General features: G+C 53.1%; 23 protein-coding genes. 18 read left to right on the forward strand and 5 right to left on the reverse strand.

The genetic code is table 11. From position 1 onward, the window contains the following. Positions 1-222: 222 nt before the first annotated feature. Positions 223-2,217, reverse strand: coding sequence for an adenylate/guanylate cyclase domain-containing protein (locus C5Y83_RS18905; RefSeq protein ID WP_105331312.1), 1,995 nt, complete (start codon positions 2,215-2,217; stop codon positions 223-225). 287 nt (positions 2,218-2,504) lie between these two features. Here C5Y83_RS18905 and C5Y83_RS18910 point away from each other — a divergent pair, with 287 nt between their 5' ends. The 14 genes from C5Y83_RS18910 (at position 2,505) to C5Y83_RS29460 (ending at position 16,636) form a co-directional block, all read left to right on the forward strand. Continuing rightward, on the forward strand, positions 2,505-3,728 hold the full coding sequence (locus C5Y83_RS18910; protein ID WP_105331313.1) for a DUF1444 family protein: 1,224 nt from the start codon (positions 2,505-2,507) through the stop codon (positions 3,726-3,728). A 157-nt stretch (positions 3,729-3,885) separates the two neighbouring features. Then, positions 3,886-4,797 (forward strand): protoglobin domain-containing protein, encoded by a 912-nt coding sequence (locus C5Y83_RS18915; protein ID WP_105331314.1) that lies wholly within the window; start codon positions 3,886-3,888, stop codon positions 4,795-4,797. Further along, positions 4,794-5,183, forward strand: coding sequence for an STAS domain-containing protein (locus tag C5Y83_RS18920; RefSeq protein WP_105331315.1), 390 nt, complete (start codon positions 4,794-4,796; stop codon positions 5,181-5,183). The genes C5Y83_RS18915 and C5Y83_RS18920 overlap by 4 nt, the downstream gene beginning before the upstream one ends. 27 nt (positions 5,184-5,210) lie before the next feature. After that, positions 5,211-5,597 (forward strand): ATP-binding protein, encoded by a 387-nt coding sequence (locus C5Y83_RS18925; RefSeq protein WP_199195073.1) that lies wholly within the window; start codon positions 5,211-5,213, stop codon positions 5,595-5,597. After that, positions 5,597-6,187 (forward strand): SpoIIE family protein phosphatase, encoded by a 591-nt coding sequence (locus tag C5Y83_RS18930; RefSeq protein WP_158262410.1) that lies wholly within the window; start codon positions 5,597-5,599, stop codon positions 6,185-6,187. The genes C5Y83_RS18925 and C5Y83_RS18930 overlap by 1 nt, the downstream gene beginning before the upstream one ends. Then, complete coding sequence (locus C5Y83_RS18935) at positions 6,184-7,455, forward strand: PP2C family protein-serine/threonine phosphatase (RefSeq protein WP_105331318.1); 1,272 nt, start codon at positions 6,184-6,186, stop codon at positions 7,453-7,455. The genes C5Y83_RS18930 and C5Y83_RS18935 overlap by 4 nt, the downstream gene beginning before the upstream one ends. Positions 7,456-7,652: 197 nt before the next feature. Next, the gene (locus tag C5Y83_RS18940; protein ID WP_105331319.1) at positions 7,653-9,938 is read left to right on the forward strand and encodes a hypothetical protein; all 2,286 of its coding nucleotides are present in this window, start codon (positions 7,653-7,655) and stop codon (positions 9,936-9,938) included. A 131-nt stretch (positions 9,939-10,069) separates the two neighbouring features. Then, positions 10,070-10,828 carry a hypothetical protein gene (locus C5Y83_RS18945; protein WP_105331320.1) on the forward strand — a complete coding sequence of 253 codons (759 nt, stop codon included), beginning with the start codon at positions 10,070-10,072 and terminating at the stop codon, positions 10,826-10,828. 114 nt (positions 10,829-10,942) lie between these two features. After that, positions 10,943-11,539: an anthranilate synthase component II gene (locus tag C5Y83_RS18950; protein ID WP_105331321.1), complete on the forward strand. Its 597-nt coding sequence runs from the start codon at positions 10,943-10,945 to the stop codon at positions 11,537-11,539. An 86-nt stretch (positions 11,540-11,625) separates the two neighbouring features. Beyond that, positions 11,626-12,837 (forward strand): gephyrin-like molybdotransferase Glp, encoded by a 1,212-nt coding sequence (glp, locus tag C5Y83_RS18955; protein ID WP_105331322.1) that lies wholly within the window; start codon positions 11,626-11,628, stop codon positions 12,835-12,837. Between the two features lie 117 nt (positions 12,838-12,954). Then, positions 12,955-13,398, forward strand: coding sequence for an ester cyclase (locus C5Y83_RS18960; RefSeq protein ID WP_105331323.1), 444 nt, complete (start codon positions 12,955-12,957; stop codon positions 13,396-13,398). Between the two features lie 95 nt (positions 13,399-13,493). Further along, positions 13,494-15,254: an apolipoprotein N-acyltransferase gene (lnt, locus tag C5Y83_RS18965; protein ID WP_146117830.1), complete on the forward strand. Its 1,761-nt coding sequence runs from the start codon at positions 13,494-13,496 to the stop codon at positions 15,252-15,254. A 400-nt stretch (positions 15,255-15,654) separates the two neighbouring features. Next, the gene (locus tag C5Y83_RS18970; protein ID WP_146117831.1) at positions 15,655-16,500 is read left to right on the forward strand and encodes a hypothetical protein; all 846 of its coding nucleotides are present in this window, start codon (positions 15,655-15,657) and stop codon (positions 16,498-16,500) included. Then, positions 16,478-16,636, forward strand: coding sequence for a hypothetical protein (locus C5Y83_RS29460; RefSeq protein WP_158262411.1), 159 nt, complete (start codon positions 16,478-16,480; stop codon positions 16,634-16,636). Before C5Y83_RS18970 ends, C5Y83_RS29460 begins: the two co-directional genes overlap by 23 nt. 132 nt (positions 16,637-16,768) lie before the next feature. Here C5Y83_RS29460 and C5Y83_RS18975 read toward each other — a convergent pair whose 3' ends face one another. The 3 genes from C5Y83_RS18975 to C5Y83_RS18990 all read right to left on the reverse strand — a co-directional run bounded on the left by C5Y83_RS18975 (position 16,769) and on the right by C5Y83_RS18990 (position 20,544). After that, entirely contained in the window at positions 16,769-17,188 is a 420-nt protein-coding gene (locus tag C5Y83_RS18975; protein WP_105331326.1) for a hypothetical protein, read from the reverse strand. A gap of 81 nt (positions 17,189-17,269) precedes the next feature. Then, a complete protein-coding gene (locus C5Y83_RS18980) occupies positions 17,270-17,932 on the reverse strand; it encodes a response regulator transcription factor (protein ID WP_105331327.1) in 663 nt (220 codons plus the stop codon). A 776-nt stretch (positions 17,933-18,708) separates the two neighbouring features. Then, entirely contained in the window at positions 18,709-20,544 is a 1,836-nt protein-coding gene (locus C5Y83_RS18990) for a hypothetical protein (RefSeq protein WP_146117832.1), read from the reverse strand. Between the two features lie 499 nt (positions 20,545-21,043). On the opposite strand from C5Y83_RS18990, the gene C5Y83_RS19000 reads away from it, so the two are divergent. The 3 genes from C5Y83_RS19000 to C5Y83_RS19010 all read left to right on the forward strand — a co-directional run bounded on the left by C5Y83_RS19000 (position 21,044) and on the right by C5Y83_RS19010 (position 23,442). Next, entirely contained in the window at positions 21,044-21,499 is a 456-nt protein-coding gene (locus tag C5Y83_RS19000) for a hypothetical protein (protein WP_105331331.1), read from the forward strand. Positions 21,500-21,702: 203 nt separating this feature from the next. Beyond that, complete coding sequence (locus tag C5Y83_RS19005; RefSeq protein ID WP_199195074.1) at positions 21,703-22,518, forward strand: DUF1080 domain-containing protein; 816 nt, start codon at positions 21,703-21,705, stop codon at positions 22,516-22,518. Positions 22,519-22,539: 21 nt separating this feature from the next. After that, complete coding sequence (locus C5Y83_RS19010) at positions 22,540-23,442, forward strand: diacylglycerol/lipid kinase family protein (protein WP_105331332.1); 903 nt, start codon at positions 22,540-22,542, stop codon at positions 23,440-23,442. Positions 23,443-23,453: 11 nt separating this feature from the next. Here the strand turns inward: C5Y83_RS19010 and C5Y83_RS19015 are convergent, their stop codons facing one another. Beyond that, a complete protein-coding gene (locus C5Y83_RS19015; protein WP_105331333.1) occupies positions 23,454-24,209 on the reverse strand; it encodes a dienelactone hydrolase family protein in 756 nt (251 codons plus the stop codon). A 154-nt stretch (positions 24,210-24,363) separates the two neighbouring features. On the opposite strand from C5Y83_RS19015, the gene C5Y83_RS19020 reads away from it, so the two are divergent. After that, positions 24,364-25,104, forward strand: a complete 741-nt coding sequence (locus C5Y83_RS19020) for a hypothetical protein (protein ID WP_105331334.1) — start codon at positions 24,364-24,366, stop codon at positions 25,102-25,104. Positions 25,105-25,116: the final 12 nt, after the last annotated feature.

The raw sequence follows: 25,116 nt of genomic DNA on the forward strand, positions 1-25,116 counted from the left end.
ATCATCCAGATAGGAACAAGATATTTCTGTTATACCTCATCCACCAGTATCTTAAAAGCTACAGACGCCTGAGAAACGATCTCGGTCACGGTTTCAGCTAGTTTGAATAAGAGGGCCAAGGGAAGTGTCATGGGCGTTGAACGAACGCGTTGGCCGGTAACTGTCGATGTGTGGGAACGGTGACTTTGACCCGGCCAACGTGTTTCGTTTTCTTAAGATGGACTACTTCTGGTCTAGCAACCAAGTCGGATGATCGTCGCCGACGAGTTTCGGATTTTGAAGTAGCGCCAATGCTCGGTCACGTAAGCAACGAGTCGGCCCATCCGAGCGAAGTTCGTCGATTTTGGCGATGTTGTCGAGCGTATTAAGCGCCTCAAGGAAGTTCCGTGACTCAAACTGAAGCAAAGCGTGCTCGTAGTTTTCACGTAAATGATTCCACTGACCGGCGGTCGAAGTTGCCAGTTGATGGACCCGAATTGGATCGGGGATATTCACCACCTGAATCGAACCCAGGTGCCGAGTTGGCATGTTGGACCCGAGTGCTAGACGTGTAGCTTCGGTGATCAGAATATTCGGCGGCAAGTAAATGGTCGCCGTGTCTTCGCCAACCCGTTTCGGACAGAAGTGCTTAGTCGCGCCCTGAACGCGACTCGCGATGTTAACCGTCGGCCCAAGCGGACCCCACATGTATTTGTACTCGGTCCCCTTTTTCCCAACCACGCAGTCGCCCGTGTTGATGCCGATCGTCAAGCCGAAGGGTAGAAGATGATCGGGGATACGGTCAGACCAAGCCTGGTTCAAACGTTCGAGTTTACCGATCATGTCGATTGCAGCTAAACATGCCAAATCCGCATGCTCTGGCTGTGAGTCAGGCGCACCCCACATGGCAACCATTTCATCACCCACGTATTCCAGCAATACGCCTGAGTGACGAATGACACTTTCGGAGAGCTCTCCCAATACATCACGCAGCCACTCCAGCGTGCGGATCGAACCAATCGCCGAGCTAATTGTGCTGAAGCCGCGAATATCACAAAACAAGACTGAGATGTTCTCTTCGCGAGTTTCCAGTAACGTCTCGTCATAGAGAATGCGGTCGGCAATTCCTGGCGGAAAAAACTGGGCCAGACAAACTTGATGCTTGGCCGCTTCCTGCTCTTGTTTCAGACGTTCGAGACCGACCGTTAAGCAGTCGCGGATCACTTCAACAAACTTCACCTCGCAATCGGCCAAGACATCGTCGCCCAACATTCCCTTTTGCTTCGAGGCGTACAACGCTCCGACCACCGAATTGTGCGACAATACCGGCGTCACCACGATCCGTTCGGAAACGGAAGCCTCGCCAAAGGAAGCTGGCGTCGCCCATGTCTTGCGATTCGTCCAGATGTATTCCAGGGCCTTCCCGTCGAAGTGAGGCCCCTCGTTGTTTACCGAGTCGTAAGCTGGCCAGGTTGCTTCGCATTGCCATTGATTGGCGGTCAAATCGAGTCCCAGGTAAGAGCAGGAATCGAAGTTTCCCAGCTTACAGACATTTTCCGCAGCGGTCGTGAAGAAGTCAGGCGAACTGGCCGCTTTCTCCAGGACGGCACTAACGGCGCCCAGGATTCTCTCGATATCAGCACTCGAAGGTCCGGTAGGCGTCGCGTAACCATCACTCATCCGACTTTGCCGCAGCATCATTGCCACGTCGGTGACGCTCTGCGAGATGCTAGTTTGACTCAAAGTCGGTTCCGGGAATTGGTGCTCGGCGACAACTCCCTTGACCCCGACTTCAATGGCGATGTTTTTGGCAATCATCAGCCGGATCGGCTGTTGCTTTAGATCCTCGACCACGAACGTGCGGACTTGTTGATGGGCAATTCGCCCTTCGCCACTTGGTGCCACCTCGACTTCATGGGTCCCAATATTTCCCACGCGAAGGTAATTTCCCAGCGGGTCGAGGGTCAGATCAAGCGAGCGTCGCGAGATCTCGCGACGCTCGTAAGGCGTGACAATTAGCTTACGATGATCGGTGAAGGTGATCGTCCGAAAGGGCATGGGATCGCCCTTGGTCACATCCTGGCGTCCTAAAATGAGTCGATCTGGAAGATTCAGTTCCTCGACTTCACGGCCAGCTTGGTCGTCGAAGATCTTTTGCTGTTTTCCGTCCAAGAAAACACGCAGCACAACCCGAGTGGGCGTCTGGGAAGGTGGTGGACTAGAGGAGGAAAATTGCATCGCGGCCGGAGCACATTGCTAAAAGTGTCAATCAATAGATCCGCCATGGATGTGATAGCTATGATTGTTATCGTACCAGTTTTTCTTATCGACCGTTGTTAGGGCAATTTTTCTCAACAATAGTCGAAAGATTGCTAGTTTACCAACTTCCTCGCACTTTATAGGGCGTCAGAAACCGCATAGTTGCCTACTTGAGGGACGTTTTCGATTGGTTCCGGTCACCATGGGGGATAAAATAGAACCAGGCGCAATCGAATCGCGACCGTTTCTTTTTCGGCGGATGTGCCATGGACCTACTCCGATACCTTTTCGGCTCCTCGAAACGCGATGACTTCGCCGACAGGCTTCTACGTCGGGTCAAGGATGCTGGCGAGACCCGCGAGATCCGTTATGAACGGGACGCCTACCAGTTCCGCTTCTTCGAACAGGGCGAGTTGGCGGGAGTCGCGAATCTGGGGAACATCTTCAACGAGTATATACGTCTCTCCTCTGGTGAGCGGGAAAGTTATCTGACTCGGATTGCAAGAGCGATCCTATCGCATCACAAACCAATCCCGGAATCCTTCGAGGATGCCCAGTGCGATATTTTGCCGATCGTCCGCAGTCGCGCTTACCTGGAAATCGATAACCTGCAACGTCGGCTCGAGGGGAAGCCGCGATTCGAACTGCCCTACATCGAAGTCGGCAGTCATCTACTCGCACTACCCATTTACGATCTTCCTGAAGCGATGCGGAGTATCGATCCTGAGCGGTTATCGCAATGGAATCGATCATTTTATGAACTGATGGAAACGGCACTGGAAAACCTCGATCAAATCAAAGCCGTGGTTACCACGCTCGATGAGCGTCTATTTCTGTTTCGAAACCAGGACAATTACGACGCTTCCCGAATCTTGCTGATTGACCGCATTCGTGACTTGCCTGTTCAAGGTCTCCCAGTCGCCATGGCTCCGACGCGTGACTGCTTGATGATTACGGGTGATGAAGATGACGTGGGCATGCAGTTGATGATCGATATCGCGAAACAGCATCTAAAAGATCCACGGCCAATAAGTTTGACGCCGTGCCGAATGACTGGAGAGGGATGGCAGACCTGGCTTCCTCCAGTCGGACATCCAGTACACCAGGCAATGAACGAATTGCGTTTGCAAGGGCTCTCTACCGAGTACCGTGAGCAACACGAATCCATTGAGAGTGTATTGAGCGAATCTGGGCGAAAGGGCTTTGTCGCGAATTACTATCTCTTTCGTGATTTAGATCCCCGTAATCTCTATTCCTATTGCGTTTGGCCAGAGTGTCCTTATGCATTATTGCCGAAGACCGATATTGTTGTTTTTATGGATCAGCATCACATGAAGCCTTTGGCCAGTGGCCGGTGGGATGTTGTCCAAGGCATTCTCAATCCCAAATTAGAAGACCTAGAAACTTACCCACCGCGCTTTCGTGTTTTAAATTTTCCGACTGAGGACGAGTTGAGGCAGATTGGTTCAATTCCACGTTTCCGTCTATGAATTTCACTACGGAAGAGGAATCAAAAACGACCAGCAAGATTGCTCGACTTCGCAAAGAACGACAACTAGGATGAACTCGTTCCTCCAGGCGCGTCTTTGCTGATTTTGATGCACTTGATTTACTACTTTGACGGCCTCCAACTTGATAGCCTGACTCATGAATGCGCACGGTGATCTCGGGAACTTGTCAGCTGCGGAACTTCGCGAACTCTACCACGTAACCGAAGAAGATCTAGCACTACTCCTGGAGTATTCGAAGATCGTTCTCCCTAAATTGGATGACTTCGTGGAAGAGTTCTACGATTGGATGAGAACCCAGCCAGAGTTCGATCTTTACTTCTCTGACCCCATCACGCTGCAGCGTGTCCAAAATCAACAACTGGTCTATTGGCGTGATTTCTTTTCCGCTGATATCGACGAGGCGTACGTTCACAAACGGAAATCGATCGGCGCCAGTCATGCCCGGGTCGGCCTTTCGTTGCCGACGTATGTGAGCGGCATGTATCGTTCGCTGCGGATTTGGACCGACGTGCTGTACGATCAATCCCTTTCCCACGAGCGTTACGCGCGGTCCCTGAAAGCGATCACAAAGCTGATCATGTTAGATACGGCAATCGTGGTTGACACCTATATGCGGCAGACGCATTACATCATTGCTGAGCAGCATGATTCGTTGATGCAGATGTCGACTCCGGTTACCGAAGTGTGGAACGATATCTTGATGCTTCCGATCGTTGGCATCATCGATTCCAAACGAGCTCAAGATATTATGACGGCCGTCTTACATAAGATCGCCGACACTCACTCGCGGAGTCTTATTCTCGATATCAGCGGTGTGGCGGTCGTTGATACGGCAGTTGCAAATCACTTGATCAAAATTACGAAGGCAACTCGTTTGATGGGCTGCACCTGTACGATCTCTGGCGTCTCGCCGGCGATCGCTCAAACGATTGTCGAACTGGGCATCAACGTCGGAGACATTCGAACAACGGCAACCTTAAAGGATGCTTTAAGAGATGCGTTCGGCGACATGAAAGTGGCCCTTCAAAATGACGGGACACCATCATGAACCACGATACCACCTTGGCGCCGCGAATTCCGATGCAGTTGACCAACCATTGTTTGGTCGCGTCGATTCAGATTGATCTGAATGACAACGTCTTGTTTCGCTTTAAGCGAGACTTGCTTGAGAAGATACGTCAAACACAAACTCGCGCGGTCTTGCTCGATGTATCAGGCGTCGACATCATGGATCTGGTCGAGTTCGAATCGATTCGCGAGATCATGCACATGTCGCGTCTAATGGGCGCACGATCGATGTTAGTTGGCATTAAGCCTGAGATTGTCTGCTCGTTAATGGACTTCGATATCGACTTTAAAGAGATGGAAACGGCACTCACGCTCGATCAAGCCTTCGAGGTTTTGCAACCGATGTTAGCCAACGGGGGAACATAATAAGTTGTCACCATGAACCAGAAGGAGATGCGGATATGGATAAACTCCGAAGCAAGCCTGGCTCGCTCGATCATGGCCACCCGTAAACTGGCCGAATCGATCGGATTGCAGAATAACCAAGTTGCCTTGGTCGCCACGGCGGTTTCGGAACTTGCTCGCAACATTTTGAAATATGCCAAGCAAGGCGAAGTCATTCTTCGCCCCGTTAGTCAGCTTACCAGACCAGGCATCGAGGTTGTTGCCTGGGATCGCGGACCAGGGATTGAGGACGTTGACACCGCGATGTGCGACCATCACAGCACCGGTGGAACCTTGGGACTAGGATTGCCTGGGGTGAAGCGTCTCATGGACGACTTTGAAATTGAATCAGAAGTCGGAAAGGGAACGAGGGTCACAGCAAGGAAATGGAAGTAATGACCCTACCAAAACTCGAAACAGGACAGTACGTTCGCAACGCAATGGGGCATTTCGTCGGCGGCGACGTTGCGATCGTGGAACACGAACCTGAGTTTGTATTCCTGGCGTTGATCGATGTCCTCGGCCATGGACCGCAAGCTCATCATACTGCCGTCGAAATCGAAGCGTTTATTCGATCGTGGAGTGACAAGCAAGATTTGCTTGGTCTCCTGAAGGCGCTTCATCGACAACATATTCATGGCCGTGGAGCCGTCATCGGGCTATGCACGATCGAACCCCAATGTGGTGAGATTCGATATGTCGGCATTGGCAATGCTACTTGTCGAATGATCGGTGAGAATTCACGCCACTTGCTCACGAGGGAAGGAGTCGTTGGCCAATCGATTCGCACTCCATCGGTCGAAGTGACGAACCTGGTAAGCGGCGACTTGCTGCTGCTACATAGCGACGGTGTTTCCAGTCACTTTGATCTAGACGATTGCCCTCAGTTACGTATCGATTCGATGCCGACCAGCGCCCGGCGAATCGTCATGCAGTTTGGGCGTCCCCATGATGATGCTTCGTGCATCGCAGTGAGGTACGCATGAGAACACACTTGGGTGAAATTTGTATCTTCGACCAGTCTGCGGTGATCGAAGTTCGCACGAAGATCTTGGGACTAGCCTCGGCGTTCGGCTTTAACTCATCGATGGCTACCCGGATGGCCACATCGCTATCGCAACTCGTGCGGCAGCTTCTGTTGCACCGAGAGCCGGGCAAGCTTTACGTCGATTTAGACGAGTTGTATGGCGAGGTCGCTTTAAGTTTGCGATTTGTCCTCTCCCACAAAATGACCGTGCCGGATGTCTTGCGAGAAGTATTTGATGACACGTCGCTAGTTGTTTGCGACAATTCGCGGGAAGAGATTCGCTTGCGAAAGTCGTTACCGAACTTGCCTGGCTCGCTATCGCCGGAATTCCTCGATATGCAGCGTAGCCGAATCAACATGAAATCGCGTGCGGCGCTGCTGGAAGAGTTACGCGAAAAGAATCAACAACTCGAGAAATACAACGCGCACCTTGAGGAATTGGTACGAGAGCGAACCAACGAACTTCAGGTTGCTAATCAACGGATGCAGCGCGATCTCGATGCCGGGGCCGACTATGTCGCGCGGTTGATCCCCGCACCCATCCGAGGGCCGATTGCAATCGACTGGCGTTATGTGCCTTCGGCCGCGCTTGGTGGCGATACGATGGGCTATCACTGGATCGATCGTGATCACTTGGCGATCTATCTGTTAGACGTTACCGGTCATGGTATTGATTCCGCCTTACTGGCGGTCAGCATTATCAACGTCGTCCGTTCCGTCACCTTGCCAGGAGTCGACTTTCGCCATCCGGGACAGGTCCTCAAGCAACTAAACGACTCGTTCACCATGGAGAAGCATGACAACAAGATGTTCACTATGTGGTATGGCGTGTTCCAAAAGTCTACCAGCACACTAACCTGGGGCGGGGGTGGTCATCCAGATGCTCTGCTGTACGAACCAGGAGCGACCGAACCCGTTCTGCTCGCCTCAGGCGGTCCGATGATGGGGATGATCGAATGGCCCGAATTCGAGATCTTCTCGCGCGTGATCGAATCGCCTTCGCGCCTTTATCTCTTTAGCGATGGCGTTCACGAGATTCACTTAGAGAAAGGAGGCGAATGGACGTTCGCGGAATTCATCCAGTTCATGAATGTCTCCGCTCCTACTGGGGCCAGCAAGATGGATCACCTCTTTCATCACGTCCGAAAACTAAGCGGGACTGATCAACTCTCGGATGACTTTTCGATTCTCGAGCTTTGCTTCAATGCCAAAAGCGATTCGAATTAGTTCGCATCGCTAACGGTCATTCTCGTCGACATCCGCGATAATCCTAGGTGATGTCGAAATGCTAGCTTCATTCGGTTTGCTAGCAGCTCGGAAATTGCTCTTGGCTCAATGGAGGGCCTCGCTATACTTGTCCCGCCTTGAACTGTGCCCATACGGCAAAGTTTATCGGGAACAGTGCGATTTGGCCGAGGGGAAACATGCGGATTCCGACCACATTCACACGTACGTTAGCAACCATTTTGCTGTTTGCGCCACTTAGCTTGGCAAACGGCGACCCGATTCGTCTTATGCTCGACGAAACGGATCGACCGCTCCAAGACGAGCCCGTTGCGCCGACCAAGCTTGAAGCGCCGGTTGAGCCTGCGCCACGTCGACCATTTTCTCTGTCTCTCGCACCAGAAGACGAGCCGATCACTCCGAACGCCTCTTCCCACGTTCGGCTAGTCTCCGCCGAGACGCCTCCTACGCCTGACCAGGAACTAGATGTTCAGGTAATTCCTTCCTACCCAGCTCGTAATCAGCTGCGCGAAGCGAATGGTCCGCTACGAGTTCGTGGCATCCGTCGCGAAGAAATTGCCAATCCGGCCGCTCCCGCAGGCACCCCGGCTTTCCAAGAACAACCGATTCCGCCTTCAACGTCTGACAACCCGTCCGCTTCGGCCGAACCCCCGTTACAGTTGCCGCAGCCACCCGGCTCCCGGTTTACGGTCGTCAATTCAGAGGCAGCGAATTCCAATCCGATGGTGACCGTTCCGGAATCCACTAGCAGTGTGGCAACGGTTTCCAATGAAGATGATTCGTTGTCGGTTTGCAACTTGATGCCAGGCGAGACCTCTTTGGCCCGTTTGGATCAGCAATGGGGCGAACCAGCCAAGCAGCGACGTATTGATCAAGAGAAACGAGTTCGCTTGTACGAAAACCGGCCTGGATTCGACCAAGTGGAAGTCGCCATCGATGGCGAGAAGATCGTCTCTTTGTTACTGATTCCCTCGCAACCAATGACGCTGGATGACGTGGAAGTGAAGTTCGATCTGACGCAGATCACGCCAGCCGATGTTCGCGATTCGACGGGTCGCAGCCTCGGTTGGATCTATCCCGAGAAGTCGATCATGTTGCCCCAGCCGACTGATACGAACTCAAGCAAGATCGATCGCATCATCGTGCAAGCGCGCTCACCGGAAGGTTACTTGCTTCGTGCCCAAAGCAGGTCGTCGTTGGCCTATCGCGATCGTTTGGAAGACTATCGTCTGGCGCTCGAAGTAGAACCACACTGTGCTGAAGCCTGGCACGAGACCTCGAAGATTCTGGAACAAATTGGTCGGACCGAGGAAGCTTTCGAGGCTTCACGGCATGCGATCTCAGGCGTTGGAGCGAAGCCAGAGTTCCGTTTGCACCGCAGCATGCTTTCGGCCACCCTCGGAAACATCGATAGCGCACTTCAAAGCACCCAGCAAGTTGCTGAGGATTCGACCGTTGCTCGAGAGATTCGTGCCGCAGCTTACTGCCAATGGGGCGATCTGCTGCAAATGGCTGGGCCAGCGAAGAATGCGGAAGCCGTCTCGCGTCATGTGAAGGCGATCGAAACGGCCTCACCGCTGGTGAACGATCCGAATCGCGATGTTCGCCGCACCGCCAAACAGGTCCTGATCGATGCTCACACGTCGCTTGCCATGGATATTGCGACGGGTGACTGGGAAAAGAAACCAGAGACGGTCAATCAGTGGCTCAGCCGAGCGAAGATTTACGTTGACGACGTGATGACTAACGAAGAAGGTACCGACCTTCTACGGTTGAAACTGCTAACTCAGTCGCTCATGGCACATGGCTCGTTTTCCCACAACTTCGATCCAAGCGAGTCGGTCGACCAGATCCTCGGAAGCTATCGAGAGATCGTTCGCGAAACCGACGATCCGTTTTTGCATCGTGCCATCGAATGGAAGATGGGACTAGCACTTTCCAAAGCCGTACTCGTGGAGAACGAACGAGGACGCTACCTCGAAGCATTATCGTTGGCGGACGAGGCCCGTACGTATGTCAAAGCAGGCATGGTTGGGCGCGAAGTGAACACGGAAGAGCATATCTTGCTGGGCTTCGTTTTCTTCCGAGCTGGCACGATCCAAGCCGTTCAGAAGAAGAACCACCATGCAGCGGCCGACTGGTACGATCGTGCAATTCCTCATCTGAATGAACCGAAGCTGAAAGAGCTGCTGTTGGACGAGAGAGGCGAATCCTTGGTCAGCATGGGGGTTTCCTACTGGACGATCGGTCATCGTCAACGTGGTGTCGAATTGAGTGAACAAGGAAAATCACTCATTGAATCGGCAATTGCTCAGGATCCGTCATTCCGGCAGAAACTGGTTATTCCGCTCGATAACTTGGCTCAGATGTACCGTCAGCTGGGTGATACGCAGCGAAGTGCTCAATACACGGCTTCTTCGCAAGAAATCCAGCAATCGCTAGGGACCAATCCGGTCCAGCGATAAGCGGTAAGCCAATTCATCTCCCCTCTTACAAGCCTAGCCATAGCGATTTAGGGTGGCTTCTTTTATGATAAGGGAAGCGAGCTTGTACTCGCGCGCTTACCGTTTGACCTAGTTGCCGCTGCGAGTTGGGTATGGTTTTCGAGCACATCGAAAAGCTCAAACAAGAGTACACCGACAAGTACGTCGCCATCGCCAACATGGTGCCGGAATTGAAGCGATTTGAAGGTCGCACGGGAATTGTCCGCACGGTTAACATGAGCGGTCGTGCCCTGGTCGAATTCCTCGGTTCGAACGATATCTCTTGGTATGACATTGATGTCGACTTTCTGAAGATTGTCCCCGCGCCTGAGCCCACGGAAGCAAAGAAGACCGACGTCAAAGGTCCCGCTGACAAATCTTCATCGTCGGAAGTGGCGCCAAAGAAGAAAAGTTCTGCCAGCACAGCGGACATTCTGGCCATGGCCCGCGGCAAATCCAACGCGAAGCCGGCAGGGGACAAACCTGAAAGTAAGAAACCAAGTACAGCAGACATCTTGGCAGCGGCGAGTGGGAAGGCAAGCCAACCGAAATCGGAATCCACCGAGCTCGCCAAGGATACGAAATCCCTTTCCACGGCTGAGAAGCTGGCACTGCTGCGAGGCGAGAGCAACAAGTCTCCGGAATCTCCGCAAAAGAAGGACGATGCCCCACAGAAGCCGAGCACCGCTGACATTCTCGCGATGGCTCGAGGCAAGAAGCCAGCCAATCTGGAGACGTCCGCAGAAGTGTCTCCTCCGAAAGACCCCAATCCCCCCAAACCAAGTACGGCCGATATTTTGGCCATGGCTCGCGGACAGAAAAAAAAGAAGGAAGACGATTCATCCGATTCGGAGAAACCATCGTCGGAATGATTCTGATCGGAATTCAGGTTCGACACGTGAACAACTCGTAAAATACGATTGTCCCCCAACTCACGCACTTAACTAACTGACAACCTTAAACTTGATGCCTCGCTGAGCCCTCGCATGATCCTCTTGATCGACAACTACGATTCGTTCACTTACAACTTGGTTCAACGTCTGGGCGAGATCGATCCGTCTTTAGATTTACAGGTTTACCGAAACGATCAGATCGATTGTGCCACGATCGAAAAGCTGAAACCGACCCATTTGATCGTTTCCCCCGGACCTTGCACGCCAAATGAAGCGGGTATCTCCGTCGAGGCCATCAAGTACTTCGCTGAGAAGTTGCCTATCCTCGGCGTATGCCTCGGCCATCAATCGATGGGGCAAGCATTCGGTGGAACGATTGTCCGAGCAGAACGCCTCATGCACGGCAAAACGGACGAGATTTATCACGATGGTAAGGGCTTGTTCGAAGGCATGCCCAACCCATTCATCGCCACGCGCTATCACAGCCTGGTGATCAAACCCGACACCTTGCCAAGTGATTTCGAGGTTGCCGCGTGGAGCGTCATGCCCGACGGCGAGAAAGAAATCATGTCGATTCGCCATAAAACACTCCCCATGCTTGGTCTTCAATTCCATCCAGAGAGTTTCCTTAGTGAAACGGGGACCGATATGTTGCGTCGCTTTCTAGAGATTCAACCTGTTACAACTTAGTTGGAAATAATCAATATTCCGTAGGCAGTATCCAGGACCGAACGATTCGTCCTGAGCCCCGGGCTGCCGACAATGGGAGTCATGTCATGCATTCCGTCGAAGAGGCCCTGGAACTTATTGGCAAGCACGCAACGCCTCTGCCAACCTACGAATGTGATGCGGTCGATGCCCTGGGCTCGGCAATGACCCACGATCTGATCAGCGAACAAGATTCGCCAGCATTTGATAAGTCGATGATGGACGGCTACGCGGTAATCGCAGCAGATTTGGACGACGGCCCTGCGAACCTGGAAGTCGTCGACGAAATTGCCGCCGGCGTCACAACAGTCGAAGTGATCCGGCCCGGCACGTGTGCCCGCATTATGACCGGTGCTCCGATGCCACCCGGCGCGGACGCCGTCGCTCTGGTCGAGAACACGCAAATCGACTCGGAGAATGTCCACCGAGTCATGATCACCGAAACCGTTTCCCCCGGAAAGAACGTTTTGAAACGGGGTGGCCTCTTAAAAGAAGGCCAAGTGGTGCTCGCCGCCGGCTCCGTAATTCGGCCAATCGAAGTTGGCATTCTGTCCGATATGTCCAAAGGGCGGGTTACCGTTCATCGTTCGCCTTCGATCTCGATTATCAGCACCGGCGACGAGTTAGTCAGCGCCCACGAAGAGCCTGCCCCAGGGCAAATCCGTAATAGTAACGGCCCCATGCTTGAGGCGATGGCCAGCGAGGCAGGTGCCACGGTCAATCAACTTGGGATCGTCCGTGACAAACGCCAGGACTTGGCCGATGCGATTTCGCAAGGTCTGGAATCGGATATCCTGATCCTATCTGGCGGCGTTTCCTCGGGCGTTTTGGACTTGGTTCCCTCCGAGTTAGCGGCGAACGGAGTGGAACAGATTTTCCATAAAGTTTGCATCAAGCCCGGCAAGCCGCTGTGGTTCGGCAAACGCGTGTCTGGCGACAAAACAACGCTGGTATTCGGGTTGCCAGGAAATCCCGTCAGCAGCTTGGTATGCTTTCATCTGTTCGTTCGTTCTGCGCTTAATCAGCTGAAGGGAAGGGCAGAGGCACCGTTGTATGTGCCTGGCTTCCTTCTCACCCGTGACTTCGTCAATCATGGCGATCGTCCCGTTTACTTCCCGGCGATGGCTTGCCGGAAAGAAGGGGCTGGAGCAACCATTTCGCCCTTGGATTGGAAGGGATCAGCCGACCTGGCAACATTGGCCAAAGCCAATGCGCTGGCAAGCTTCGCCCCAAACACCAAGTACGAAGCTGGCCAATTCATCTCGGCAATAATGATCTAGTCCTCCTTCTTACCGGTTGGGAAATTACTTTTTGTGGGTTAAACTCCTCCTAAACAAGAGGGGCCCTGGCCAGGGGCGTCTCTTGCCAACACGGAACAAATTAGGCGGAATTAGGTAGTGAGCCAACTCACGAAAATGGCGGAAACGTGGTTCGAAGAAGTTTGGAACCAACGTAACGACGATGCCATCTTCGAACTGTCAGCCGCAGATGCGGTCGGACACGCGGAATCGGACGTTCGCTATTTCAGCATGCATGCGTTCAAGGAATTCCGCGATAACGTGTTGGCCGCCATGCCCGATCTAAAAATCGATCTGGAAGGCATCATTGAACAACCACCGGATGTGGTTGTTCGGTGGTTTCTGACGGGCACGCATACGGGTGATGGCTTCGGCTTTGAACCAACCCATTCTCGGGTAAGCCTCCGCGGCATGACTTGGCTTCGTGTGAACGAAGAAAACAAGCTGTCCGAAGGTTGGGATTGCTGGAACCAGGGTCGGATGATGCAGATCTTCATTGGAAACGGGCCCAATGGCAAAGCTGAGGAAGCCGAAGAAGAGTAGCTCCCAACCATTCTGAATCGATCTAGGACGCCAGCTCAAAACCACTTAGATTAGGGTTCGTCTATCCTCCCTGACCTCATGCGAGCATTATTAGCGTGCCTCAGCCCGTATCTCAGCCGAATTCTTCACCGCTCACTTGGCGCGGCGTGCTCTTGTACGGAATCGCGAGCGCGTTGTTGCTGGCATTAGCTTTCCCGAAGGTCAATCTTACGCTCTTAGCTTGGGTGGCCCCGATTGGCTGGTTGATGTTGATTCGCGCTGATGCCTTGCCCAAAAGAGCATACTGGCTGATCTACGTCTCAGGCTGCTTATTCTGGCTGACCGTCTTGTACGGCATCGGTAAGGCCCACTGGGCGACGAGAGCCTTTGGATGGCCGGTTCTCAGTGGCTACCTCGCAGTTTACATCCCGTTGTTTGTTGCCTTCAGCCGACTGATTGTCCATCGTTTGAACGTACCGATCCCAATCGTCGCTCCGCTGGTCTGGACGGCCTTAGAGTATGTTCGAGCATACTTCGCCACGGGGTTTTCGATGGCCCAGTTGGGTCATACGCAAGTCGATGTTCTCCCACTGATTCAAATCTCTGCGGTGACGGGAGCTTACGGCGTCAGCTTCCTGGTCATGCTGGTCGCTTCCTTGTTGCTGATGGTGGTCCCCGAATGGGAGGCCGCGCCTTCCGATCGAAAAACGCAGCCGTGGAACATGCGTGCGGCCTGGATCATTGCGGCGATTGTCGTACTTGGTGGAACGTATGGAATTGGCCAACTGTGGCTTACCCAAGACGAGAAGCTCGATGCGGCACGCATTGCCCAGCAAAACGAAGCTGGGAAAGGCCCCGTACGGATCGGTCTCGTGCAGGGCTCGATTGATACCGTCTTCGGCGATCCAACGCAGTCAACGCGGACCTTCGAACAATACTCGGAACTTTCTGATCTTCTCGTTGCCGAGTATCCCAACCTTGATTTGATTGTCTGGCCCGAGACCACCATGGGGCCGCACATGGTTTTTGAGGTCGCCAACAACTTCGCTCCACCTGCATCATGGGGCCCATCAGGCGATCGGGCCAAGCAAAGTATTTTGGAAACCGCGCGCGGCTTTCACTACTTTCTTCATGGTTTGGCCGTAAATCGATGGAAGTCGCCCCTTCTTCTGGGTACATCCGTCATTCGTTACGGCAATCAGAAAGTCGATCACTACAACGCCGCGATTCATGTGGGCCACGAAGGAACGATCGTCACCCGCTATGAGAAGACGCATCCGGTGATGTTCGGCGAATATGTCCCCTTCGGCGACTGGTTCCCGTTCGTCTACGACTGGCTTCCCATCGGTGGAGGACTCACTCCAGGGAAAGGACCGATCGTGGTCGAAGTGGACGAGGTGAATCTCGTACCGTGTATCTGCTTCGAGAATACGGTCCCTCAGCTTGTCGCTAGCCAAGTCCGAACGCTTGACGCGGCCGGGAAACGCACGGATGTCCTGGTCACCCTGACCAATGACGGATGGTTCTGGGGAACGAGCATTCTAGACCTGCACTTGACGTGTGCCCGATTCCGTGCCGTCGAAAATCGCCGGCCGATGTTGGTTGCTGCCAACACAGGTGTCTCTGCCTCAATCGATGCGCAAGGGAAAGTTCGACAGTTTGCACCAATTCGTAAGACCAGCTACTTGGTAGCCGAAGCGTACGCGTCAGATCGCCCCCTTTCTCCCTACACCCGCTATGGAGACTGGTTCGCGGCCAGCTGCCTCCTGCTAACGACACCCCTCTTTTTGGTGTCTTCCTTTCTTCAGTGGCGTTCGAAGCGAAAGATGCGAACGGCTGACAAGGGCACCACTATTCAGGGGGACGCTTCCCAATAATAGGGAGGATATCGCCCAACGATATGGAATTCTTAGCGGGAAATCCGTCGTAAAACGTTATCGTCGTTTATATTAGAGTCAGGGGAGTTGGCCCCGAATCCGCAAAGTGCCGGTTTTGCCGCCATATTTCCCAGAACCCCCAAACTAATTTTCCCGTTTTGTTGACACTGTTCAAACACCAGAATTATACTGGCCGTAAATACTCACGCATCTTGTCCCTAATTACACACCCGGTACCTTTCGAGATTGACCTCGAAAGGGCTGCTTTTCGGTTGTTGGATCCGTCAATCTGCATGGACGCGGCTTGCTTATCACCCATGGTTTCTTCCATGAAAGCTGCGAGCGACGTGAAACCGATCCCGGCAAGGCCTTGGCGGAAGCCATTGAAGGAGTCAAATCCATGACATTGATCGGAAAGATCTTTACTGTCCTCATTCTCCTCATGAGCATGGTCTTCATGACCGTTGCGATGATGACCTATGCCACCCACAAGAACTGGCGGGCCGAGGTTAAGGGAGATGGCGCTGGCAAGTTGGGGATGGAAAAGACCATCAGCGAGCTGAAGGCCAAGGAAGCCGCCTTGCAGGACCAACTGCAGAAGGTGCAAATGAAGCTTGAACAGGAGCGCGCCGCTCGCGTTTACGCGATCGCTTCACTGGTTGCCCGCAACCAGTTGCAGCAAGCGAACTTGGCTCGTCTCGATCAAGAGAATGAACGTCTCGTCAAGTCGGAAGCCGACATGAAGACCTTGCTCGAATTGGCCGAAACCAACTCGAAGAATCTAAAAGAAGAAGTTGCCCAACTGCGGACCGACATTAAGACGGCCCAAGCCGATCGTGATAACAGCTTCGCGGAAGTGGTTGCTCTGACCGACAAGCTGCAACAGTACAAGGTCGAGCAGGAACGCCTGAAAGAACGCGAAATGCAGCTTGCGACGCAGGTCGCACGGATGGGCAAGGTTCTGGCCGCCAATGGTATGAACGAATACACCCCAGTCGACAACATTCCGCCGCAATTGGACGCAAAAGTCCTAGCTGTGAATGACAAAGACATGGTCGAGATCTCGGTCGGTGCCGACGACGGCATCCACGAAGGGAACACGCTGGACGTCTTCCGCGGTGACACTTATCTCGGCCGTATCATCATCAAGCAGACCCAACCTGATCGTGCGGTCGGTGAAATCATCAGGGACTATCGCCGCGGCGTGATTAAGAAAGGTGACAATGTCTACACCAAGCTCGGATAAGTCGGGACGCAAGTCCTCGTTGAATATCTATACCGCCATGTTGATGTTGTCTTTCATCGCACTGACAACCGGCGCTATCCTGCTATTCATGGAACTACAACGCTACGGTAGCTGGCCGCAGTGGTCGATCAAATAAGCATGTTGAGAACAACAAAAGAGGCGAAGCTAGTTGGCTTCGCCTTTTTTGTTTCTTGGCCTAATAAGTCGCTCGGCAGGCCAAACCCGGAACGATCAAGCAACTGGCGACTCAGATTCAACACATCCATCTCTACGCCACGTCGGATCGATGCGTCGCCCCTAGTTCCGTCGCCAGACGAAATACTTCGCGTTGGCTGTGATAGTAGAGCCGAGTGGGAAGCACCATATTGATATGGTATTCGACCCCAACGCGATGCTCGTCCGTATCGGTGTTAATCACAATTCGTTGTCGGGCATACCGCTCTGGTCCGAGCAGAGTCGACCAGAGATTGCCTCGCCAGAACGTGAGCGGGGCTTGAGAGATTACGTGGGCCTTAGTCGCCTCGTAGAAAGCGATCGCCTGCGGTACAACTTCTGCTATCTCAGGCACGTAGAACACGTAACGATCCACGAACCAGCTTAACGTCGTTCCCCGGAAGATATCGGACTCGACGTATGATTCGGCAGAGGTCTCAGGCTGAGGAGAACGATATGGGTTCACAGGGTCCACGAACGAATTCCAGGCAGAAGAAGTTGAAACATCTGCCTTCTATTGTACGCAGCACGGCAAACAAGGGGTTAACCGGGCAGATCAGCCCCCATGGTTGGAAGGCTCATCTTCGCGAACGGTTTCCGGAGTTGGGCTCCAACCTGCGTCGAACAACATATCAAACAGATTCGATTTTGATTCGACGTTCGTCTTTCGGAAGATACTCGAGCGGCGAAACTGAACGGTCCGCAAGCTGAGCTGTAAACGATCCGCGATCTCTTGATTGGTCCGCCCTAAGAACATGAGTTCGAGGACCTTCATCTCTTCGTGCGAGAGCTCGTGCAGAAGCTGATTGGCTTCTTCCCTTCGCAAGTGTCGCTCGAAGTTCTGTTGGTTCTTTTCGAGAGCCTGGCGGATCGCCTCGATCAATCGGGATGTGTTGCAAGGTTTCTGGAACAGTTCGAAGGCGCCAAGCTTCATGGCCTGGACCGTCGTTGGCACATCGGCATGCGCTGATAGGAAGATCACAATCAGCGGATAGCCCGCTTGATTGATACGGCGATGAACCTCAAGCCCAGAGATGCCTGGCAAGCGTATATCTAAAACCGCACACCCAGGCTGAGACATCTGGATTTGATCCAGAAACTCTTCGCCAGAGCTATATGTGTAAGCCGTGAGCCCAACAGACCTCGCGAGTTGCAGCAATGCTTCGCGCGCGGATGGGTCGTCATCGACAAAATGTACTACGGATGATTCTGAAGTCATGGGATGCAAACTGTCTACCCGGAAAAACGGACATGCCTGTTTTACCTCTAGTGATGTTGCTGCCCTTGATTCAGTTCGATGCCAAGGTCAACTCTCGCTGCCCCGTGATACGATTCATCCATGGGATGAATCGCAATCCAGCGAGATCTTGGATCAGAACTTACTTGTATATCAGGTGTTGGCGGTCCAAAAGAAAAGCCGATTTTAGATGGGCTTGTTCATTCGGAAAGTGTCACAAAAACCTGACCAATGTTTTCGCCAGTTTCTTCTTTCAGACCTTACATCGGTCACCACGATCAAGGCCTCAAATAAAAGCCACCACATTGCTGTTTTGCTGAAAGAAAGCTACACAAAACAGGAAATCTAGTGGATTCGCTGCGCCTTGGCCGCAATTCCCAACCTCTTCCCTGGCTGAAATACACCGGCTCACGACAAATATAGGTTTAGAATCACCTTCGTATGAAACGAATATTGCGATTCGACGGTTATTTTCAAGGAAACTCGCCCGTTGCGCCATTAACGCGGAGACAGGTGGCTAGGTTCGCGCAAGTTCCAGTTCACATTCCATGCAAACACAATATCTCATTAATTCTGGGATTTTACTAACTAATCCTTGTAAAAATCGACATCAATCGCAAATTTCGACCATCGGCTTACCTCATGGCCACCACGGGTAACCAGACTCAAATTGGCCTGACATGGCTCAAAAAAAAAGACCCAAGCAATCAGCTCGGGCCTCTTCGCGTTTTCGACCTGAAAGAACGATTCGTATGTTCTTACGGTAGTTCGTTCCCATTCGGGTCCTCAGGCAAGCGAACCAGCATCCAAGTTTCTTCACGTTCGACGCCGTAGTGAACCAGCACCGAGGAAGCTTCTTGCGACAGGTTATAAATACCTGTCTCCATGACCGTGGATGAGGTCTCGCCAATCATCCAAGCCACACGCTGCGAAGTCGGATCGACCTTACCCCAGATTGGCAACGAGTTCTCGGAGGAAGCGTTGTAGTAGGTACCCGCGATCAAACCATCCTTATCAACGGCCAATTGCAGGTAAATATTGCCCTGACCGGTCTCCGTATCGGTGAGAACAAACACACCTAGTGGCAGCCAGTCCTCGGGACTTCCATTACCCTCAATCGGTGGCTTGCTCTGGAGTTGCTTCCGTCCTTCGTTCGCCAAGGCGATCGCCTGCAGCGCGTATTGCTCACGGGTCGCGATCGGTTCGTCTTGCACGTAGATGTACTGCGTGTCATAGACAATCGTGGAACCGTAATCGTAGTAGACCGGATAGGTCGGGTTGCTACCCCAGAAGCCCCAAGTACTTAACCGATAAGGCGAACCCCACGACCACCAGTAGCCTGGACGGGGAGTGTAGGTGTAGAAGAGCCAGTTGTTGAGGTAGCGATTATTCGGTCGCCAGTTGTTGTTCCAACCGTAGTGGAAGTGGCGGTAGGCGTTGTTGCGAATATTTGAGGTATAGCGATACCAGTTATTCGGAACGTGGTGCCAATCGTTTTGCCCCCAACGACCATCCCAATTCCGGTCAAACTGTCCATCGCGGTGACGCTCGTGATGTCCGTCGCGATCGCGATGATTTTTTTCCGCCCGAACTAGCTCGTTACGAATTCGATCGTGATCGAGCGAACCTCGCTGCTGAACCGCTTGAAGTTGATCACGGAATTGCGAATCGCGTTGCGAACGATCTCGCCAATCGAAATTAGGACGAACAGCCTGCTGATTGTTTCCGACGCGGTTGTCGCCAGGACGATCGTTGCCACGACGGTCTCCATCAGCGCGGTTTGGACCTTGCGGTCGGTCTTGCATATTCGGACGATTTACCGTCGTTCGATCACGGTCAATCTGAGGGCCGCGGTCACGATCGGCCGGATTCGGGCGATTGTTGGCATCACCACGGTTCATCTCACGCAGACGACGTTGGATGTCTTCGGCGTTCCCAGGACGGACACGATTGTCGGCCGGACCGCGCGAGTTTTCGCGGGCATCACGAAGACGATCTTGGAGCGATTGACCATTGTTATCACCGCGATCTGGACCTCGGCCCGGACGGTTACGATCAGTCGGCTGGTCGCGATTGAACATGTCTCGCAAATCGTTCGGCGTGGGACGATTTTCACGTGTCATGTCGGGACGATTCGCCGGGTTTCGATCTGGCCCAGTGTTGCCTCGGTCCGGCCCAGGTCGACCCGAGTTACCGCGATTGCCGTTCGATTCCAGGCGTTGGCGCAGACTATCTAGCGACGATGAAGAGCGAGGGGAGTTACCAGGATTCCGGCTCGACCCTTGCCGTTCCGCTCGATCAGGACGCTTGATCGGCTGACTTGGACGTGCACTTGGAGCCGGAGAAGGCTTTGCGGCTGGGCTCGGCTTTGCTTTCGGAGCCGGTGCGGACTGCCCACGATCACGATTAACGCTTGGGGATGGACGCGACCTCTCAGGACGTGCGTTGCTTCGACCTTCGGACTGGCGTGCTTGGCCGCCTTTGTCATTCCCGTTGCCTTTGCCTTTACCCTTGCCTTGGGCATCTGCGAAGGAGGGAAGTCCGATCAGACAGATCATTAGACCTGTCAGCCATATTGGACGGGGGGACATCATGGAACTCCTCTAGGTATTTTTAACCTTGCTGGTTCTCTTTCAGGGAACACCGCGCTGACCGTGCGATACGAATAAGGCACGACGCGATCATCGTGCGCAAGGCTTAATGGGACGCATTCCACATGCCAATCAAATGCCCAAAACTGCCATTTCGTCGATCCGAGTTGAATTGCACGGGTTAAAGCGACTATTCCAATCGACGGTCAGCCGGGCGCAGTTGGAAGTAAGAGGTCAATCTGACAACAATCCTTTCAAAATGAGCCATTCCGCGCCATTGTTCGCTTAATCAATTCGATTTTGGCGATGTGTGGCTATTGTCAGCCAGCTTGAACGCTCTCTGACCAACCGTGTCCTAGACTTGAAGAGAATTTTTTCAGAATGTGACCTTGGCACCGATTTTGCCTTGTTTCTTCGACCGCCCATGGAACAATGACTTTGTTTTGTCTTGGGCCTATCACCTGAATATAAAATCAACTTTTCAATTCGAGGGGGACATATCATGTTCCGAGGTTTGCTGATCGCCGGGGTTGTTGCCTTGGCGCCAATGTTTGCTGCTGAAACGGCTCAGGCTCAAGTTGTTACCACGGTGGCACCACCGACTGCCGTAGGCTATATCCCAGTTCGCACCGGGTTGCTCGGCCTTCGAACCTCGATGAAGCCCGTTCTCGTTCCTGGTGCGACGACGACCTACGTGAATAGCCCAGTCGTGACGACGAACTATGTTCCGACGACCACTTACTATCAGCCGCAAGTGACGACGTCGTATTACACCCCGCCAGTGGCTAACACCACCTACTACGCACCGACTACTGCCCCGGCAGCAACGACGGTGGCCCCAGCGACAACCACTTACTATCCACCAGCACCGACGACGAATTATTATCGCAAGACGTACTGGTACAGCACTCCAGCGCCAGTGCCACGTACCGTCGGTATGCCGATCATCGGGTATTAAACTCGTAAGAATGAACAAGTGGATCGTGAACTGCCCTCCTGATGGTGGGCAGTTTTCATTTCGTGAAAACGTCGCTCCCGACTACAGACCTCATTTACGGTCGACTACACTGATAGATTCCGAATAGGAAGTGTTTCGGCATTCGCCCCTTTTCTATCTATCCGCCGCTGGTGGTCGTCTGTTTAATCTGGAGGTTCCCCCTCATGAAAATGCAACGTTTGTTTGGTCTTACTTTGGTTCTCGCCTTGGCGAGCGTGGTTTCTCTCCGGGCAGAAGAAGCGGATTCCAAAGATGCTGCGAAGGAAGGGGAATGGATTCAGATGTTCAACGGTAAAGACCTTACTGGTTGGACCCCGAAAATCCGCTACCACGAGTTAGGCGAAGATCCGAACAACACCTTCCGTGTCGAAGATGGATTGTTGACCGTTTCCTACGACAAGGGATACGACAAGTTCAACGAAACTTTCGGTCATCTCTTTTATGAAAAGCCATTCAGCAACTATCGCATGCGGGTCGAGTATCGCTTCATCGGCGATCAGTGCGAAGGGGGCCCCGGCTGGGCGTTCCGTAATAGCGGCGTGATGATTCACGGCGAAGATCCAAAGACGATGGGCAAAGATCAGGACTTCCCCGCTTCGATCGAAGTTCAGATCTTAGGTGGCAGCGGCAAGGGCAATCGTCCTACGAGCAACCTGTGCACGCCAGGCACGAACGTTGTGATGGAAGGTAAGTTGTTCAAGCCACACTGCATCAACAGCAGCTCGAAGACTTACCACGGCGACCAATGGGTCACCGCCGAAATTGAAGTGCACGGCAACGGAACCATCAAGCACATCCTGGATGGCCAAGTGGTTCTTGAGTACGAAAAGTCGCAACTCGATCCGCGCGACGAACACTCGAAAGAACTGATCGAAAAGGCAGGTGGCGACGTCATGCTTTCCGGTGGGACGATCTCGCTGCAGTCGGAAAGTCACCCGATTCAATTCCGCAAAGTTGAAATCATGCCTTTGGACGAATAGTCCTAGAAATGAACGGATTCGATGAAAATCTTCACGCTCTTCAATGGACGTTCGGGTGGCGCCAAGGCGATCGGGCCTCAGGTCGAACAACTCGCCGAGCGTGACGCAGCCACATGGATCCGTGTCGATGATCTCGCCGATGAGGAACTCGTCGAGCGGATCCATTCGGAAAGGCCAGACCGTGTCATCCTCGTAGGAGGTGACGGAACGGTTTCCAAGTCGCTCGGCTTACTTGATTCGCCGAGCGATCTTGAGTTCGCCATCGTCCCGACGGGCACTGGAAACGATTTGGCGCGTTCGTTGAGCATTCCTCTCGACGACGTCGAAGCAGCCTGGGAATTAGCCATCAATGGTAAGGCTCGCAAGATGGATCTGATCGAGACTTCGTTCGATCAACCCAAACTGCTGACCAATGCCGTCACCGCGGGAATCGGTGGCGTTGTCGCCCGTGAAATCGCGTCGGAGTCGAAAGAAACTTACGGCGCGTTGGCCTACTGGTTTCAAGCATTGTCGGTCCTATCCGATCCGCCCGTGTTTCAAATACGCTTGCGGTTAGACGACAACGAAGTGATCGAGCAAGATATCTACGCGTTCTGCGTTGCCAATGGTCGTTGTGCAGGAGGAGGGTTTGTCATCGCCCCGACGGCGAAGCTGGACGACCAAAAGATCCACATCACCATTCTGCCGGCTTTGTCGATGGTGGAGATGCTGGATGCCGGTCTTAATTTCGTGCTGACAAATGAAGATGCCGAAGAACGGATCGTGACTTACGACGCTCAATCGGTCGAGTTCATCTCTAGCCCAGAAATCCCCTGCAGCTTGGACGGAGAACAGGCCGTCCACCAACGGATGGAGTTCCGCATCGTCCCGGCCGCTCGGATGTTAGTTGGCGGCCCAGACGCTGCGTTTGGTGAAAAGTCGTAATAGCCGCTAGTCTATTGCTTTTCGGCTTCCATCTTCTTTCGCATTTTTAGCTCGTGCGATAGCAGCCACGTGTACAACTCTTCGTTATCGTAGGTTTCTGTCCAGCTATCGTGTTGGGCTTCGGGATAGATGGTCAGTTTGGGCTCGCCTCCCTTTTCCTTTAACAAGCGAATCATCTTTTCAGAATGATCGACGGTTACGGTCGGGTCTTTGCCGCCGTGGAAGACCCATGTCGGAATTGTCACGATCTTCTCGACGACTGTTTCGTCTGATGGACCACAGATCGGAGCAATCGCTGCCAGTTTGTCAGGAACAGCTCCGGCAACTTGCCATGTGCCACGTCCACCCATGCTTAAGCCGGTAACGTAAACACGATTGTCGTCGACGTTATGAATCTGCATGATGTGATCAAGCAAAGCGACGACGTCTTCCGTCTTCCACCATGTTCCCTTGGGGCATTGCGGGGAGATCACAATAAAAGGAAAGTCTTTGCCCTTCTCGATCAGTTTCGGTGGACCATGCTTTTTGACGAGGTTCAAGTCGTCCCCTCGTTCGCCGGCACCATGCATGAAAAGCATCAGGGGCCAGTGCTCTTTTTCTTCGTAGCCCTTGGGAAGGTACAATAGGAATTTCATCTCCCTGCCTTCTCCCAGATCGAAGGTTTCTTCCGATTGACGGGCAGGTTCTTTTTCGTCGGCAGCTATTAGGGGTGTCGCCGACGGACATAGTAATAACAGCGATACGCTAAGAGCGAGCAGGTACTTCATCGGTAAAACCTTATAAATCGGGATCAGGTAAGTGTCTTCCTATTCTACGTCACCCAAACTGACGTTTGCCACGTACCTTGATCGAAAGCTTTGCCAGTTCTGGGCGCCTCTGCTAAAACGAAGCGAACGTCCTACTTCCCTTAGTTGAGCTTCCATGTCGCAAAGTTATGCCATTCTGCGCGAGGCCGATTGCCAGATCGATCAGGCCCAAGCTGCGCAAATCTTGGCGCCCCTGCTCGGAATGGCCCGTGTCGAGATCCAACAGGCCTTGCACGATCGGCCGGGAATGCTGGCGTGGGATCTTCCAGCAGAAATCGCCCGCGACGCCGCGAAGGACCTGATCGTGGCTGGGATGCCTTGCCGGACCGTACGAGAAGATCACCTGATTGCCGTTCCGGATGCCCCGAGAAACACGGTTCGCTCAGCCACTTTTGAGGAAGAACACTTTGTCTTTCGGTCGGCCGAGTGGGAAGGACACGTGCCATGGCAGAACATTCGCTTGCTCGACATCGTACAAGAGGTGAAAACCGCCACGGAACTCGTCAACGATGTACCGAGCCACCTCGGTTCCGATCCACGATCGAATCGACACAAGGTGCGCCGGACCAAGTTTGATGTGAGTGTCTTCTTGGAAATCGTGTGCGCCGAGCCTGTCTTGCGAATGCGAATCGATCGGAGTTTGTTTAACTATAAATCGACGGGACTGAAAATGCATACCAACCGGGAAATGAACTTCCGCGCGTTATGTATCGCTCTGAATATGCGTTGTCCGGATGCGCTGATGGGACCTGGCTTCCATTGGATCGCCACCGGCAACAACTCCCATCATGCCTCCGGTAACACGCGGAAGAAGTTCGAAAACTTCGCTACTTGGCTTTTGACGGTCGAAGCTTGACCCTAGGAGAGG

This window comes from Blastopirellula marina (genome assembly GCF_002967765.1).
Classification (GTDB): domain Bacteria; phylum Planctomycetota; class Planctomycetia; order Pirellulales; family Pirellulaceae; genus Bremerella; species Bremerella marina_A.